Origin of the sequence: Luteibacter sp. (assembly GCF_036499525.1) — a bacterium.
Classification (GTDB): Bacteria; Pseudomonadota; Gammaproteobacteria; order Xanthomonadales; family Rhodanobacteraceae; genus Luteibacter.
In genome coordinates this window covers 18,115-33,673 of sequence record NZ_DASYDO010000052.1, presented here as the reverse complement: position 1 = coordinate 33,673, position 15,559 = coordinate 18,115, and the positions used below count along the sequence as shown (strand labels likewise).

General features: G+C 66.0%; 18 protein-coding genes and 1 other RNA gene. 4 read left to right on the top strand and 15 right to left on the bottom strand.

Annotated features, from left to right (window positions below; all coding sequences use genetic code 11):
* Positions 1–91: 91 nt before the first annotated feature.
* From VGM71_RS09870 to VGM71_RS09855, 4 genes are all read right to left on the bottom strand, one after another.
* On the bottom strand, positions 92–1,456 hold the full coding sequence (locus tag VGM71_RS09870) for a GGDEF domain-containing protein (protein WP_331544567.1): 1,365 nt from the start codon (positions 1,454–1,456) through the stop codon (positions 92–94).
* A gap of 81 nt (positions 1,457–1,537) precedes the next feature.
* Complete coding sequence (locus VGM71_RS09865; RefSeq protein ID WP_331544565.1) at positions 1,538–1,840, bottom strand: hypothetical protein; 303 nt, start codon at positions 1,838–1,840, stop codon at positions 1,538–1,540.
* 51 nt (positions 1,841–1,891) lie between these two features.
* Positions 1,892–2,038, bottom strand: coding sequence for a hypothetical protein (locus VGM71_RS09860; RefSeq protein WP_331544563.1), 147 nt, complete (start codon positions 2,036–2,038; stop codon positions 1,892–1,894).
* A gap of 141 nt (positions 2,039–2,179) precedes the next feature.
* Positions 2,180–2,524: a hypothetical protein gene (locus tag VGM71_RS09855; protein WP_331544561.1), complete on the bottom strand. Its 345-nt coding sequence runs from the start codon at positions 2,522–2,524 to the stop codon at positions 2,180–2,182.
* A 95-nt stretch (positions 2,525–2,619) separates the two neighbouring features.
* On the opposite strand from VGM71_RS09855, the gene cysK reads away from it, so the two are divergent.
* Together cysK and VGM71_RS09845 are read left to right on the top strand one after the other, a co-directional pair.
* Positions 2,620–3,576 carry a cysteine synthase A gene (cysK, locus tag VGM71_RS09850; protein WP_331544559.1) on the top strand — a complete coding sequence of 319 codons (957 nt, stop codon included), beginning with the start codon at positions 2,620–2,622 and terminating at the stop codon, positions 3,574–3,576.
* A gap of 194 nt (positions 3,577–3,770) precedes the next feature.
* The gene (locus VGM71_RS09845) at positions 3,771–4,151 is read left to right on the top strand and encodes a hypothetical protein (protein ID WP_331544557.1); all 381 of its coding nucleotides are present in this window, start codon (positions 3,771–3,773) and stop codon (positions 4,149–4,151) included.
* A 6-nt stretch (positions 4,152–4,157) separates the two neighbouring features.
* Here the strand turns inward: VGM71_RS09845 and VGM71_RS09840 are convergent, their stop codons facing one another.
* The 11 genes from VGM71_RS09840 to VGM71_RS09790 form a co-directional block, all read right to left on the bottom strand.
* Positions 4,158–6,950, bottom strand: a complete 2,793-nt coding sequence (locus VGM71_RS09840; RefSeq protein ID WP_331544555.1) for an AAA family ATPase — start codon at positions 6,948–6,950, stop codon at positions 4,158–4,160.
* On the bottom strand, positions 6,943–7,674 hold the full coding sequence (locus tag VGM71_RS09835) for a hypothetical protein (protein ID WP_331544553.1): 732 nt from the start codon (positions 7,672–7,674) through the stop codon (positions 6,943–6,945). The genes VGM71_RS09840 and VGM71_RS09835 overlap by 8 nt, the downstream gene beginning before the upstream one ends.
* Complete coding sequence (locus tag VGM71_RS09830) at positions 7,667–8,977, bottom strand: hypothetical protein (protein ID WP_331544551.1); 1,311 nt, start codon at positions 8,975–8,977, stop codon at positions 7,667–7,669. Before VGM71_RS09830 ends, VGM71_RS09835 begins: the two co-directional genes overlap by 8 nt.
* 16 nt (positions 8,978–8,993) lie before the next feature.
* Positions 8,994–9,590 (bottom strand): GTP cyclohydrolase I FolE, encoded by a 597-nt coding sequence (gene folE, locus VGM71_RS09825; RefSeq protein WP_331544549.1) that lies wholly within the window; start codon positions 9,588–9,590, stop codon positions 8,994–8,996.
* Positions 9,591–9,633: 43 nt separating this feature from the next.
* A complete protein-coding gene (gene rmuC / locus VGM71_RS09820; RefSeq protein ID WP_331544547.1) occupies positions 9,634–10,995 on the bottom strand; it encodes a DNA recombination protein RmuC in 1,362 nt (453 codons plus the stop codon).
* 25 nt (positions 10,996–11,020) lie between these two features.
* Positions 11,021–11,677 carry a ribose-5-phosphate isomerase RpiA gene (gene rpiA, locus VGM71_RS09815; protein WP_331544545.1) on the bottom strand — a complete coding sequence of 219 codons (657 nt, stop codon included), beginning with the start codon at positions 11,675–11,677 and terminating at the stop codon, positions 11,021–11,023.
* Positions 11,674–12,132: an EVE domain-containing protein gene (locus VGM71_RS09810; RefSeq protein ID WP_331544543.1), complete on the bottom strand. Its 459-nt coding sequence runs from the start codon at positions 12,130–12,132 to the stop codon at positions 11,674–11,676. The genes rpiA and VGM71_RS09810 overlap by 4 nt, the downstream gene beginning before the upstream one ends.
* Complete coding sequence (locus VGM71_RS09805) at positions 12,129–12,740, bottom strand: 5-formyltetrahydrofolate cyclo-ligase (protein ID WP_331544541.1); 612 nt, start codon at positions 12,738–12,740, stop codon at positions 12,129–12,131. The genes VGM71_RS09810 and VGM71_RS09805 overlap by 4 nt, the downstream gene beginning before the upstream one ends.
* A gap of 109 nt (positions 12,741–12,849) precedes the next feature.
* A non-coding RNA gene (gene ssrS, locus VGM71_RS09800) (6S RNA) lies at positions 12,850–13,032 on the bottom strand.
* Positions 13,033–13,039: 7 nt separating this feature from the next.
* Positions 13,040–13,348, bottom strand: coding sequence for a cell division protein ZapA (locus VGM71_RS09795; protein WP_331544539.1), 309 nt, complete (start codon positions 13,346–13,348; stop codon positions 13,040–13,042).
* An 8-nt stretch (positions 13,349–13,356) separates the two neighbouring features.
* On the bottom strand, positions 13,357–13,581 hold the full coding sequence (locus VGM71_RS09790; RefSeq protein WP_331544537.1) for a TIGR02449 family protein: 225 nt from the start codon (positions 13,579–13,581) through the stop codon (positions 13,357–13,359).
* Positions 13,582–13,675: 94 nt separating this feature from the next.
* On the opposite strand from VGM71_RS09790, the gene VGM71_RS09785 reads away from it, so the two are divergent.
* Together VGM71_RS09785 and VGM71_RS09780 are read left to right on the top strand one after the other, a co-directional pair.
* The gene (locus tag VGM71_RS09785) at positions 13,676–14,242 is read left to right on the top strand and encodes a UPF0149 family protein (RefSeq protein ID WP_331544535.1); all 567 of its coding nucleotides are present in this window, start codon (positions 13,676–13,678) and stop codon (positions 14,240–14,242) included.
* The gene (locus tag VGM71_RS09780; protein ID WP_331544533.1) at positions 14,239–15,531 is read left to right on the top strand and encodes an aminopeptidase P N-terminal domain-containing protein; all 1,293 of its coding nucleotides are present in this window, start codon (positions 14,239–14,241) and stop codon (positions 15,529–15,531) included. The genes VGM71_RS09785 and VGM71_RS09780 overlap by 4 nt, the downstream gene beginning before the upstream one ends.
* The last annotated feature ends 28 nt before the right edge of the window (positions 15,532–15,559 follow it).

The window sequence follows — 15,559 nt, the reverse complement described above, 5'->3', positions numbered from 1 at the left end:
GCGCGCGACAGCCTTTTGCGAAAAGCAACAGGGCCTGTTACATCGGGTCTAAAAGATGTCGCGCGCAGGGCGCGCTCCTACAAATCGCGTTTCAGCCCGCTACGCAGCGGTTGCGGCCGCCGTTCTTCGCCGTGTACAGGGCAAGGTCAGCGCGGTCGAATACCGATTGCGGTGTGTCGCCCGGCTGGAACTGGGCGAGGCCGATCGACGCCGTGACGCGCACCGGCTGCCGGCTGGCATGGAAAGCGAGGTGCTGGATCTTGCCGCGCAGGCGCTCGCACACCTGCAACGCTTCGGCTTCGTCCGCGCCGTCGAAGATCACGATGAATTCTTCGCCGCCGTAGCGCGCCACGAAATCGCAGGGACGCACGTGTTTCATCAGTGCCTGGCCAATGATGCGCAGTACGGCATCGCCCGCCGTATGGCCATACGTGTCGTTGATGCTCTTGAAGTGGTCGATGTCGATCGCCGCGATACTGAGCGGATGCGATGCGGCTTGCCAGCTTTCGAACGTCGCCTCGATCCGCTTCTCGTATGCGAGGCGGTTTGGCATGCCGATCATCGTGTCGGTCTGCGCGAGCTCGTGTTCGCGTTCGAGCGAACGCTGCAAGGTGCTGCGTTCGGTTTCCAGTTGCTCGATGCGCTGGCGCATCTTCTCCGCGCGTTCGCGGTAAGCGGTGAGTCGCGCGCCCTCGCGATCGCGAAAATCGCGGAAGCACAGCGCGATGGTCTCGAGGCTGTGGTTTACGCGCTCGCGCAGTTCGTGCGCGTCGTCGATTTCAAGGGCCGCTTCGCTGAGCAGGCGCATTTCGTGCGCTACCGAAGCATCCAGCGCCTGTCCGTTCGACTCGCCGGTGGACTGGTCCACCAGTTCGCGCGACATGTACTGGCTCATCTCGTCGAGACGGCCGGTGACGTGGCGGAGCACCACCTGCAGTGCGTCGATCTCGCGCTGCAGCCCGATACGCTGTTCGTTGATCAGGTCGGCCAGGCGGTCGCCACAGGCGGCAAGGGCCACAAGGTCGCCGGCGTCTGCCACCTGGTGGCGCAGGTCATGGGCGCGATCGGCGAGGCGTGGCAGGACCACGATGCGGTCGACCAGCCGGCTGAGCGAAGACTGCACGGATGATCCGTGCTCCGTGCGCTGCGGGCGACCTATGGAAATCGAGCGTTCCTGGTAGACGGCGGCGGGCTGTTCGCCGAGCGCCTGGATCGCTTCGGCCAGGTCATTCACCAGTGGCTCGAGGGCGAGTGACTCCATCGGCTCGGCGAGGGCCGTCGAAAGGCGTTCGATATGGGGATCGACCTGATCGTGCGCGCCATGGGCGACGCGGCCCAGGCAACCGGCCAGTTGGCGAAGGAGGGACTCCGCGGTGCGCCATCGCGCCTCCTCGCGGGTCAACCGCTCCACGGCTTCGTGATACTTGCTTTCCCAGAGCTGGGTATCCAAACGCACGCCCCGACGGTCGCGTTAGTTGCCGATTTGGATCACATCATACGATGAAGTTTGTGGATTAGCTCACGTTTTCCCGGGGGGCTAGACCAGTTGTTTCAATCGGGGCGCGACGATCGGCACCGTCAGCATGGTGCTCGCCACGGCCATCAGCAGCAGGGCGGTGAAGGTTTCGCTGGTGATCACCTGCCGGTCGAGCAGGATGTTGCCGAAGATGATCATGATCAGCGCCTTGGTCTGCAGGGTGAACCAGTCGCGATCCATGATGGCCCCCGCGAGGAAGGCGCCTACCATGTAATGCAGGCCCGACCAGTCGGCACCGTACGCGCAGACCACCAGCCATATGAGCCCGGCGTACCAGCGGTCGGTCTCCTTCAAGCGCCTCATGAGCCGGCGGAACAGCCACGCCACGACGGCGAAGCCGGCGAGAAAGGCCGCCTAGTGGCCCACGCGTTTCCAGTCGAGGATGATGATCTGGACCACCACCAGCGGTGCCCAGTAGTCGGTGCGACCCACGCGCCATACGAGGTACGGCACGGCAAGGATGATCGCCATCGCGACCAGGAACATTTCAGTCGTATTCATTAGCCCCCCCCAGGGACCCGCGAGCATAGCCGAAACATGTAGGAGCGCGCCCTGCGCGCGACAGCTTCTCGCGACATTCCCCGAGCTGGCGCGCCAGCTCCGGGGCACGGCCTCAAAACATGTCGCGCGCAGGGCGCGCTCCTACAAAGGTGGCTGCGAGAGTTCCTTGGCATTCAATGCCCCATCACGGTTCCGGTCCAGTTTGTGGAACTGCTGGATGAGGTTCCGCTGGAACGCGTCGAGGTGCACCGGCCGGGCGCCCGGACGCATCGGCCCGTCGTTGGCATCCAGCACCCCGTCGCCGTTCACGTCCATGCGCAGGAAGCCCTGGCTCATGTAACGCACGTACTCCGTCTCGTCGACACGGCCGTCGCCGCTGCCGTCCATACGGCGCAGGTACTCCGCCGGTGTGCGTGGGACGTCCTGCGCGAAGACGGGTGTAAGAAGGACGAAACCGGCAAGCAGGGCGTAAGGACGTCTGTTCATGGGCAGGGAGTCTGCGTGATCGCCAGGCGTTTGTCGCCCAACGCGGTGCGGGAGTACCTTTGGCATCTGGCAGCCCCGACCAAGGAATCGTTTCCATGATCCATGACAGCATCCTCGACACCATCGGCCGTACCCCGGTGGTGCGCCTGCATCGCGTGGCCCCCACCCACGTCACGCTCTACGCGAAAGTGGAATCGTTCAATCCCGGTGGCTCGGTGAAGGACCGCCTCGCCATCGCCGTCATCCTCGATGCGGAACAGAAGGGCCTGTTGAAGCCCGGCGATACCGTGGTTGAAGCTACCTCCGGCAACACCGGCGTCGCACTCGCGATGGTCTGCGCGGCGAAAGGTTACAAGTTCGTTGCGACGATGGCCGACAGCTTCTCAGTCGAACGGCGCAAGCTGATGCGGGCTTATGGCGCCAAGGTCATCCTCACGCCTGCCGCCGAGCGTGGCACCGGCATGGTCCGCCGCGCCGAGGAACTGGCGGCGAAGCATGGCTGGTTCCTGCCCCGGCAGTTCCAGAATCCGGCCAATCCTGCCTATCACCGCAACACCACGGCTGCCGAGATCCAGCAGGACTTCGCCGGCCGCCGGCTCGACGCCTTCGTCACGGGTTGGGGTACCGGCGGCACGCTGACTGGCGTGGGCGAGATGCTGAAGGTGGCGCGTCCGGAAGTGAAGATCGTGGTGGCCGAGCCGGCCGTGGCCTCGATGCTGCAGGACAAGCCCTGGGCGCCGCACAAGATCCAGGGCTGGACGCCGGACTTCGTGCCCGATGTGCTGAACCGCAAGATCTTCGACGTGGACGTGCCGGTGGACGAAGTGGTAGCGCGCGACACGGCGCGACGCCTCGCGGCCGAGGAAGGCCTGTTCGTGGGTGTATCCGCCGGCGCGACCGTGGCGGCGGCGTTGAAGTATGCCGAAGGCGTGGAGAAGGGCGGCGTCATCCTCGCGATGCTTCCCGATACGGGCGAGCGCTACCTGTCGACGTTCCTGTTCGAGGGCGTGGAAGAGGGTTCCGACGAGGCCTGGCTGAACAGCCTGTCCTGACAACCGGCCCCGTAGGAGCGCGCCCTGCGCGCGACAGTTTCTCGCGATCGCATAACAGGTCCTATGTCTTTCGCGAACGTCTGTCGCGCGCAGGGCGCGCTCCTACCCGTTACGACAGGTCCCACGTCGGCACTGCGTTCCCATCACGCGCGACACGTCAGCGTGGTTGCCTCGAACCAAGGAGGCCACCTGTCATGACATTTTTCCGCAGCAAGAGCGTCGGCGAGGAACTGCTCGGCCGTGCGCATCGCATCGCCGGCGCAACGATGGGCAACCATCCTCGTGAGGCCATCGGCGCCGCCCGGGAGTACGCGGGTCGCGCCGGTGCCCTGGCCACCGATGCCTTCGGGGGTGCCAGCCGCGGTGTGCGCCGCCATCCTGCCGTCAGTGTCGCCGTCGGCGTGGGTATCGGTGCGATCGTCACCGCTTACCTGCTCTCGCGTCGCCGGGCGCATCCGCACGACGACTACGACGAACACGATCCCACGCGTCAACGGCCCACGAACAGCAGCGGTGACGCCTTGGACGGCTCGGGCGAGGACAATCCGGTTCCGGGTGAAACGGGCCTGTACTGAGGCGACTCAGGCCGCGTTCGAGCGGCGACGCAGCACGGCCAGCGGCTGCGCCCAGGTAGCTCCCGGCCGGCGCTTGCTCGTCACCAGCGTGAGTTCCGACGGCTGGAACACATTGATATTGTGCGTGGCCGGCGTGGTGAGGATGTACTGCGCGCGCGTGCTCTTGAGGAATGCGCCCACCTTGTCGATGTTGAAGATGTCTAGGTGGGCGAAGGGCTCGTCGATGAAAACGAAGCCGCCCGGGCGGTCCTCGTCGCGCATAAGGGCGACGAGGAGCAGCAGCGACTTCATCACCTGCTGGCCGCCAGAGGCCTCGCCATCGTCCATGCCGATCCAACCCTTCTTGTCGAACTCGAAGCGCACTTGCAGCGCTGCAGAGGCGAGGGCGAGGTCGTCGTTGCTGAGTTCCGGCAGGCCGACTTCCACGCCGATACCGGCGAGCTCGGCCAGTACCTTCAGGTTCTTCGTGTAACGACGCACGGTGTTACGCAACACCTGGATATAGGCACCGCGGGCTTCATGGGTGATTCGCGAAGCTCGTTCCAGGTGAAGGCGGCGCTTTTCCAGGTCCTGCTTCAGGCCCTCGTGGTTCGACAGCAGCTTTTCGCGCAGGGCCAGCACGCTCGGATCCTGCTCCCAATGGCCTTCCTCGAGGCGGCGCTCTACACGCTCGATTTCGCGACGCACCGCCGCAGGCGATTCATAGCGCTCGCGCAGCGAGGCGGTCGCAGCGCGACTACGGTGGTGCAGGGGCACGTTCGCACGCTTGGCGCGGAAAGCGCTCAGTCGTTCGACCTGCTCGCCGCGCGACACATGATGCTGCCGGACGGCGTCGGCCAGCTGTCGTTGCACCTCGCGCTGCTCGCGCGACGCGTTGTCGCGCGCATTTGACGTCTTCAGGCGCTTTTCGCGTACCGCTTCGTACTGGGTCTCTGCCGCGACGTGGCTGTCGGCCGCGCGTTGCACGTCTTCGCGCAACCGGGCCTGCTGCTCATGCGCCTCGGTGAACTCGTCGACGCGATCGGCAAGCTGGCTGCTGGCGCTGGCGCCACGCAGCACGGCCTCGGCATCACCGGCGCGAGCGAGGGCTTCCTTGCGCTCGGTGGCGATGTCGCGCAGGCGGCCTTCGATGTCGCGCAGTTTCGCCTCGCCGTCGCGAAGCTGGCGTTCGCGGGCGGAAGCGCCGAAGTACATGTCGTCCACGCCCAGGTGACGGCCGCCACGACGCTCGCGGAAATACCCCTGCGGCGTGATCCAGTCCTGCTCACGGCCGAGCGTCGAGCCTTCGGCCACATCGTCCACGCGGAGGATGCGGTCAAGGTTACGCAGCAGCCAGTCCGGCGCGGCAGCGGAGAAGGCGACCACTTCCAGGAGCGAGCCGCGTGTGCTGGTTTGGGCGGGGGCGCGATCGGCGACGACGAAGTGCTTGTAGCGTTGCTGTTCCCCGAGTTTCCATGCCTTTTCACGGTCGCGCGGGTCGTCCAGCAGCACCACGTGGCGGTAACCGGCGAGCACGGCTTCCACAGCCGGCTGCCAACGTGGCTCAATGATCTCCACGATCTCGCTGAGCATGCTGTGGCGAATGCCGGCATCATCCAGCGCGCGGCGGAACGAGGCCTCGAAATCGGGTGTGTAACGGCGGCCGCTGCGCCATGCGGAGAGCTGGCTGGTCAGCGTCGTGAGGTCTTGGCGGAGGCGCCCTTCCTCCGCCTGAAGATGGTTGACCAGGGCACGTGCATCACGCGCGACATCGGCAAGCCGCTCATGATCGGCCCCGCCCTGCGCGGCAATCATTTCGCGCAGCCGCGTCTCCTGCTTGATCAACAGATCGTTCTGCGCGAGCTCCGCGCGAGCCGCGTCGAGACTCTTCTGCGTCTGCTGGCGGGCGAGGTCGGCCTCGTGCTGCCCGGCACGCAGCGTCTCGCCCCCGGCATCCCATTCCACGAGCTGCCGGGTGAGCTCGGCATCGCGACGCTCCAGTTCCGCCACGCGGCGTTTCATGCCCGTCAGCTGGGGACGCGCGCCGCGAATGCCCGCACCGAGGTCGGCGAGCTCCGTACGCGGCAGGATGTCCGACACCAGGTTCACACGCTCGGTCTTCAGCGCATTCCATTCCTGGAAGGATCGTGCACGCGCTTCGGCTTCTTGCAGGCTCACGCCAATGAGCGACAGCTGATGTTCGAGGCCATGCTGCTCGCGGTCGGCCTCCATCTGTTCGTTGCGCGCGCGCTGGTAGTCGTCCAGCACGGCCTTGTCGCCAAACACGTCGAAGACCAGGTCCAGCAGCGCCTTGGGCGGCAACTGGCAGAGTTTGTCGGTGGCACCCTGTTCGAGGGTGAGCACGCGGCGGATCGCCTGTGACAGACCGGCGCCCTCGAGGCGTACCCGGTATTCGCGGAACCCAAGGAACTCGCCCCTGGCTTCGATCTCTTCCACGCTCACGTCCCCGCCGAGCACGACGTACTGGCGCGTCCACTCGCCACCCTTCTTCTGGATGCGGCAGGCGAGGGTGACCTCACGATCCATCAACGGGAAGAAGGGCCGCTCGCCGCTGGGGCCCGGGACATTGCCGACGCGGGCGCGCAGCCACGCGAAGGGCTTGCCGTTATGACGCAGGTAACTCTTGTAGTCGCGGCTACCGGCGCAGTCGATGGTGAGCAGGGTGCGCAGGGCATCCAGAAGGGTGGTCTTGCCCGACCCGTTTGGGCCCACGACCGTGACGATGTTCGTGTCCAGCGGCAGGCTGAAGCGCTGCCAGTAATCCCAGTGCACGACTTCGAGGCTACGGAAATCAAACATCCTGAATCTCCTCGTCGTCCAGCGAATCTTCGTCGAGCGCTTCGCCGCTTTCCCCGGCTTGGCTCGAGGTGCGACGGGTTGTCTCGGCCAGCAGGTCGCCCAAAGCACCGTCGAGGATGCGGCGGGCGGTTCGTTCATAGTCGAACGCCAGGTCCAGCAACGGTCCTTCGGCTATCAGACGGCCGGCAGTTCCCTCGCCACGCCGCCGCACGATGAAGCCCAGGCGCGCCAGCGTGCCCAGCAGGATGTTGATGCGCATCTTGCCGCCCAGCTTGTCGCCGAAGTCGGCGAGGAGCGTGCGCTCGGCGATCACGGGCGACATGGCTGAATCGCGCGGGATGGGCTTTTCCTCGGCGAACATCTGGCTCTGCGACGCCGCGGCCTCGACCTCCTGCCGCTCCATCTGGCGCTGGCGCTTCGGCAGCACGATGAGCGCCCAGATCACCACGAGAAGTGCGACGCCGTCGCGGTCGAGTTGCAATGTGTTGGATATCCAGCTGTCGCTGCCGCCGAATACGGCGCGCTCGCTTTTCCTCGCCACGGCAAGGCCGATGTATGCCGCGTACGGGTGCTCGCGCAGTTCGAGGCCGACCGCTTCGAGGCGGCGATCGAGGTCTTCGCGGAAGGCTTCGTCGAGCAGCGCCTTGCGCGCCTGCACGTCGTCGCGCGGCAGCCAGCGTTGCGCGAGCAGGCGGGTGACCAGGCTGGCGGTGTCGTCATGCATCGGTGGTGTCCTTCGCGGTGTCGCGTGGACGCAGGCGTCCGGCGCTCACCAAGGCGATCTGGGGCAGGTCGATCTCGATCAGGCGAGGTTCGATCTCGAGGGCGAGTGGCAGGCGTGCGAGGTCGGCGGTACCGCCTTCCAGTGCCGCCGACTCGGGATCGCCCAGCAGGCCGAGCAGAGAGAGGCGGTAGGCGGAAAGGGCGTAGTCGTCGCCGACCAGCGTCGCTTCTAGTTCCAGCGGCGCAACCACCGCAGCCAGCTCGGCGTGCCATTCGGCGAGGAAGCGCAGGTCTTCCTCGTCCATCGGCAAGTCGGCGGTGTCCGGCGGTTCTTCCGCGCCGGGAAGCGCGGTGCTCTCGGCAGCCAGGCGCTCGCGTTCGAGCAGTTCGAACTCGGCGACGTCCAGCGCGATCTGGTCGTGGATGAATGGCGCGGGCAGCGGAAGCAGGAGTTGGCCGTCTTCGAACGAAGCCAGTGAGTCGATGTCCTGCGCGCGCAGCCAACCCACCAGGTCCGACGACGACAGGCCTGTGCGGCCGAGGTGCACGCGGTGCTGGTCGATTTTGTTGAGCTCGCGCTGGAAGGTGCCCGCCTGGCGCAGCAAGGCGCTCTGGGCGCGGCCGACGGCCTGGGCAAGACGATGCGCGGCAGGCTCGAGGTCGTCCTTTTCCGTGATGGCGGCGACGACCTCGGTGCCTTTCTCCACCCACGTCCACACCGAATCCAGGCGCTCGGCGGCGCGGCGGATGCGATGTTCCGAGCCGGAGAGTACGGCGCGATCGAAATCTTCCTTCAACTCCGTGAGGCGAGAGAGGAGGTGACCGAGTTCGTCCACGGAGACACGGCCCACCGCCTGGCCCGCGGCAAGCTGCGCCGTGAGATAGCCGAGACCGTCGTCATCGTCGTTCTCGAACTCGAGCATGGCCGCCAGTGCGGCGAGTGCCTTGCGACCGGGCGGGCCGACGCGGTAGCGCATCGTCTCGCCGTCGTACACGAGCAGGTCGTGATCTTTGAGGCGCTGGACGACGGTTTCCAGCTTCACCGGATCAATGTAGGCGAGCTGGTCGCGAATCTCCTGCGGCGTCCATTCCGTGGCGTGCGCACGGCCACCCAGCGTGCGCAGCACCAGCAGGCGCAGCAGCACCTGTGCTTCGCTTCCGTGGAATAGCGCGGAGAACGTGCGCAACAGGCCGCGTCCCCGCAAGAGCGGGAAGACCATGGGCAGGTCTTCCGCGACGACACCGTCGCGGAAGAGATCCTGCAGGCGTTCGTCGTGGATGGTGGTGTCGGCCGGGCCGCTCAAAGGGCAGAGTGCCCCTTCAGCGACGGTCGACGCCGACGAAGCGAAGGAACTCGCCGCGCGTGCGTGGATCTTCGCGGAAGCTGCCGAGCATCTGGCTGGTGACCATCGAGACGCCGCGCTTGTGCACGCCACGCGTGGTCATGCATTCGTGGCTGGCATCGATCACCACGCCGACGCCGCGCGGGCGCAGCGTGTCTTCGATGCAATGGGCGATCTGCGCGGTGAGCTTTTCCTGTACCTGGAAGCGGCGGGCGTAGCCGTCGACCACACGGGCAAGTTTGCTGATGCCCACCACGCGGTCGGTGGGGACATACCCCACGTGGGCGCGGCCGATGATCGGGGCCATGTGGTGTTCGCAGTGGCTTTCGAACTCGATGTCGCGCAACACGATCATCTCGTCGTAGCCGTCCACTTCCTTGAAGGTACGGCGCAGGTAGTCGCCCGGATCCTCGTCATATCCCTTGAACCACTCGGAATAGGCCTTGACCACGCGCTTGGGCGTGTCGAGCAGGCCTTCGCGCTGGGGGTCCTCGCCCGCCCATAAAAGCAGCGTACGCACGGCCTCCTCGGCCTGTTCGCGGCTGACCGGACGGGACTTGGCATCGTCGCTCATGGGAGCTTGTTCCTCAAGGTACAAACCCACATTGTACCGTGGGTCAATCCTCGGCGGGTTCCGCGGTATCGGTGTCGTCCAGGCCGGGGACGAGGTCCAGGAGGGCCTGCGATTCGTCGGGACTCATGGATTCGACGTCACGGAGCTTGCGCTCGATGACCCGGGTACGCACGCCGGCCGAATCGATGCTGTTGCGTACGGTGTCCAGCTGCTTGCGCGTCTTCTCGAGCACGGTGGCGAACTTGCCGAACTCGTTCTTCACCGCTGCCAGCACGTGCCAGACCTCGGAGGAACGCTTCTCGATCGCCAGCGTGCGGAAACCCATCTGCAGACTGTTGAGCAGGGCGGTGAGGGTGGTGGGGCCGGCTACGGTCACCCGGCACTCGCGCTGCAATTGGTCGGACAACCCGGGCCGGCGGATAACTTCCGCATACAGGCCCTCGGTGGGCAGGAACAGGATCGCGAAGTCCGTGGTGTGCGGCGGGGCGATGTACTTGCTCCGGATGCGCTTCGCTTCCTCGCGCACGCGAAGTTCGAGAGCCTTGCCGGCAGCCAGGGCGCCTTCCGCGTCCGCGGCATCCTGCGCGTCCAGCAGGCGCTGGTAGTCCTCCACCGGATACTTGGCGTCGATCGGCAGCCAGACCGGGCCGCCGTCATCGGTACCCGGCAGGCGAATGGCGTACTCCACGCGCTCCACTGAGCCGGGCACGGTCGCCACGTTGGCGGCGTATTGCTCGGCAACGAGGATCTGGTCGAGCAGGGCGCCGAGCTGCACTTCGCCGAAGGTGCCGCGGGTTTTCACGTTGGTCAGCACGCGTTTCAGATCGCCCACGCCGGCGGCAAGGGCCTGCATTTCACCCAGGCCGCGCTGCACGGCCTCAAGCCGTTCGGAAACCAGCTGGAATGACTGGCCGAGGCGGGTCTCCAGGGTAGCCTGGAGTTTCTCGTCCACGGTGGCGCGCATCTGCTCGAGCTTAGCCGCGTTATCCTGCTGGATGGCACCGAGGCGGGTTTCAAGCGTGGTACGGACCTCGCCGAGGCGCTTTTCGTTTTCGCCGGTGAGGGTGGCGAAGCGCTGGTCGATGAGCTCGCCGAAGCGCTTGAGCGTGAGCGCGGACTCCTCGCGGTTCTTGCGCGAATCGTCCGCCAGGCCCTGACGCAGCGATTGCAGGCCGTTATCGGTGCGCTCGGCGAACTGTCCGATCCTCTCGCCAAGTTCGCCGCGACCCGCGCGTTGCTCGTCGCGGATCAGTGCTTCCAGCCGGCGGGTGTCGTCGCGCAAGGTGTCGATGCTTGCAGCGTGGCCGTCGTCCTGCTTTCCCCTGGACAGCAGGGAGAGGAGCAGGCCGAGGCAGGCCAGGGCAACCAGCAGAAGGACGATGAGGAGGATGGATTCGAGCGTCATGTAGCGAGGTTACCCGGTAGGAGCCTCAGATCTCGCGATTGCCCACGATGACCACGTCGGCCGGGCGCCTGGCGAACAGGCCCACGGCGACGACGCCGACGATCTGGTTGAGGTCGGCTTCCAGTTCCACCGGGTTGGCGATGCGCCAGCCGTGGACGTCGAGGATCCAGTTGCCGTTATCGGTGACCACGCCGTCGCGCCACACCGGCTGGCCACCACGGGCGGCGATTTCCCGCGCCACGTAGCTGCGCGCCATGGGAATCACTTCCACCGGCAGCGGGAACGTGCCCAGCACGTCCACCTGCTTGCTCGCGTCGATGATGCAGACGAAGCGGTCGGACGCGGCGGCGACGATCTTCTCGCGCGTGAGCGCCGCGCCACCGCCCTTGATCAGGCGCTTGTGCGGATCGCATTCGTCGGCGCCGTCGACGTAGAGGTCGAGGCGGCCGGCGGCGTTGAGGTCGATCACGTCGATGCCGAGCTTGCGCAGGCGCTCGCTGGAGGCTTCGGAGCTGGACACGGCGGCCTTGATCCGGTCGCGGTACTGGGCGAGTTCATCGATGAAGAAATTCACCGTGGAGCCGGTACCCACGCCGATGATGCCGCCCTTGAACGCGCCATCGCCCACGTAACGGAAGGCGGCGGTTTCGGCGGCAAGGCGCTTCTCGTTGTCCTGGCTCATTTTTTTTCCAGCTTCAGGATGAAATCCCAGTCGCCCTTCGCCACCGGCATGACGGAAAGGCGGTTGCCCTTGCGCACCAGCGGCATGTCGGCGAGCTCGTCGCGGCCCTTCAGTTCTTCGAGCGAGATGTTGCGCGCGAGCTTGCGCTCGAACTTCACGTCCACCAGCATCCAGCGCGGTTCTTCGCGGGTGCTTTTCTCGTCGTAATACTTGGATTTCGGGTTGAACTGGCTTTCGTCCGGATAGGCCGGCGAAGCCACCGTGGCAATGCCCACGATGCCGGGTGCTTCGGTGTTCGAGTGGTAGAAGAACACCTTGTCGCCGACCTTCATGCCATCGCGCATGAAGTTGCGCGCCTGGTAGTTGCGCACGCCGTCCCAGGCTTCGACGCCTTTGCGCTTCAGGTCGTCGATGGAAAACGTGTCCGGCTCGGACTTCATGAGCCAGTATTTCATGCGTCGCCGCCCGTGCAGTCGATCAGTTCCTTGTCGGTCGCGACGTAATCGAGCGAGATGTCCCACTCGGCCGTGTCGAGCGAGTCCAGCTCCTGGAAGTCGTAGGCCACGCCCACCAGCAAGGGCTGTGCCGGGCGCTTCCGGCCGCGAAGGAATTCGAAGCTGCGATCGTAGTAGCCGCCCCCGAAGCCGAGGCGATTGCCGCGGCGGTCGAAACCGAGCAGGGGAACCAGCACGAGGTCGAGGGCGCTGGCCTCGATGATGCGTTCCGCGGACTTCGGCTCGGGAATGCCCATCTCATTGGCCTCGACATCCTCGCCCGTGGTCCAGGGCGCGAAGGTGAGCCGGCGCTTGCCGCCCGATTTCGTGACGACGGGCAGGTAGAAGGTCTGGCCGCGATCGGCCATCGGCGCGATGGCCATGTTGAGCGGCAACTCGCCACCGGTGGCCCAGTAGCCCGCCACGTGGGTGTCGGTGAGGAATTCCGGCAATTGCTCGAGCGAACGACGCAGCCCCTGGGCTGCCGCAACGCGCTCGGCCGGCTTCAGCTGGCGGCGGCGCTGCACGAGGTCGGCTCGCAGTTCACGTCTCTCGGGAAGCTTTGACATGGTCGTTCAGCTGAACGGCACCGGCAAGGTTGCCGTCGAGCCGCCGCACCCGGTGCCGCGGGTCCGACGCTGACCGGCCCCGGAGGGGCCGGTCGGCTGGAATGGAGAGGCGTTCTCCGCGATGCCGCTGCGCACCAAACGACCTTGATCCAAAGGATCAGGTGGGAGAGCTACGCAACTTCGAGGCTTTCCGTACGAGGCGGACATGCACAACAGTCGCGAAAAGCCGACCCGGGGTCGTATGTAGGAACAAGGCAAATGTAAAGTGCGCTGGCGAACATCGCAGGGAACGCCCTCGGCTATTTTACCGGCGCGTCGAGCAGACCATCAAGCTTTCTGCGCAAGGAGGCCAGACCGTCGGTCAGCACCTGTTCCTGGGAGTCGTGCTCCTTGCGCAGGGTGAGCAGATCGTGGGCGATGCTGACGGCCGCCAGCACGGCGAGGCGGTCGAAGCCCGGCACTTTCGCATTGGACTTCAATTCGCGCATCTTGCCGTCGAGGAACTGGGCCGCGGCGACCAGGCCCGGGCGTTCCTCGGGGGCGCAGGCGATGTGGAACTCCCGATCCAGCAAGCGCAGGGACACCGGTTCACTCGAGGTTGCATTCATGTGACGGATCAGCCCGTGTTCTCGAGCGCCTTCAGGCGCTGGATCATCGCTTCCACACGGCTGCGCGCCTGTTCGTTGCGTGCCATGAGTCCCGCGCGTTCGTTCGCCAGCTGTTCCTGGCTATGCCGCAGGCTGCGGTTTTCCTCGGAAAGGCGGCGGACGGTGTCGACGAGCCGGTCGAGCGTGGCGCTCAAGGCTTCCAGTTCGGTCTTGAAGGCTTCCGGGTTCGTCATGCGCGGACTATAACAGGAGGTTTTGGGCTTGTCGGCAGCGCGTGGGCTAGCCCCTCTGCATTAGACTTTGGGTCCAAGCCCGAGGAGCATTGCCATGTCGGCCAACCAGACCGTCGACCCCGAAGACATCGCCGAACTCATCACGCACTGCAATCTGGCCACCACGGTCAGCGAATTCCACGGCTCGCTGGTGGGTTACATCAGCGCCGGCGGCCGCTTCCCGCCGGGTTCGCTGCTGGATGCCCTGCAGCTGGAGCCCGATCCCGCGCCCACCGCCGACGAACAGGCGATGCTGGGGCGCCTGCGCCACCAGACCGAAGCCTGGTTGGCCGATACCGATCTCACCTTCGGACCCTGGCTGCCGGAAGACGACGCGCCGCTGGCCGAGCGTGCCGAAGGCCTGTCCGAATGGACACGCGGCTTCCTGGGCGGCTTCGGTCTCGGCGGCACCGTGGAAACGGCAAAGACCCTGAGCGAGGAAGCCCGCGAGGTGCTGAAGGACATGGCGACGATCGCCGCCACCGAATTCGAACTCGACGAAGACGTGGAAGGCGACGAGGAATCGCTCACCGAGATCGAGGAATTCATTCGCGTCGGCGCGTTGCTCCTCCACGCCGAGGCTAGCGGCAGGAACGAGCCGGCGAGCGACACGCGGCATTGATCGCCGCGGCAGAGTACGCCCGGCGCCGTCGGGAGCTGATGCGCATGGCGGGCGAGGACGCGGTACTGATCCTTGCTTCCGCGCCCGAGCGCATGCGTAATTCGGACGCGCCCTGGCCGTACCGGCAGGACTCCGACTTCCACTACCTCACCGGTTTCGACGAGCCGGATGCCGTGCTGGCGTTGCTGCCGGGCCGTGTCCATGGCGAAAGCGTGTTGTTCTGCCGCGAGCGCGACGCCGACCGCGAGCGCTGGGACGGCGAGCGCATGGGCACCGACCGAGCCGCGCGCGAACTGCGCCTGGACGATGCCTTTCCCATCGACGATATCGACGACATCCTGCCGGGCATGATCGAAGGCCGGTCGCGAGTGTACTGCCACTTCGGTCAGGAACCGGACTTCGATGCCCGCCTCCTTGCCTGGATGCGCCGCCTGCGCACCGCGCGGGGCGGCGGCGTGGTGCCGAAAGACCTTGTGGCCCTGGGCCACCTGCTGCACGACCTGCGCCTGTTCAAATCGCGCGACGAGCTGGCGCTCATGCGTCGCGCGGCGGAGGTTGCCGGTAGCGCCCACCTGGCCGCCATGGCCATCGCCCGTCCCGGCGTGGCCGAGTACGAGGTGGAGGGGGAAATCCTCCGCAGTATCCGTAGCCAGGGTGCCGTGCCGGCCTTTCCCCCGACCGTGGCCGGGGGCGGCAACGCGTGCATCATGCATTACCAGGCCAACCGGGCCACGCTGAAGGAGGGCGACCTGCTGCTCGTCGATGCCGGCGCGGAGGTCGATTGTTACGCCTCGGACATCACCCGCACGTTTCCGGTCGGCGGGCGCTTCACCAAGGAACAGCGCGCCCTCTACGAGATCGTGTATGAGGCGCAGCTCGCGGCGATCGATGCCGTGCGTCCGGGCCATTCCTTCGGCGAAGCCCATGAGGCCGCCGTGCGGATCATCGCCGAAGGCCTCTGCGCCGTCGGCATCCTGCGCGGCGGCGCCGACCGCGTCATCGCGGAGGGAAGTTACAAGATTTATTTCCCCAGCAAGACGGGCCACTGGCTCGGCCTCGACGTGCACGACGTCGGCGATTACCGCATCGACGGTGAGCCGCGCATTCTCGAGGAAGGCATGGTCGTCACCGTCGAACCCGGCATCTATATACCGCCCAACGACAAGCGCGTGGACGAGCGCTGGCGCGGTATCGGCATTCGCATCGAAGACGACGTGGCGGTGACCAGGGGTGCGCCCGAAGTGATGACGGCGATGGTCCCTAAATCCCCCGCCGCCCTCGAGCATTAAATGTAGGAGCGGCCCTGGCCGCTCCTAC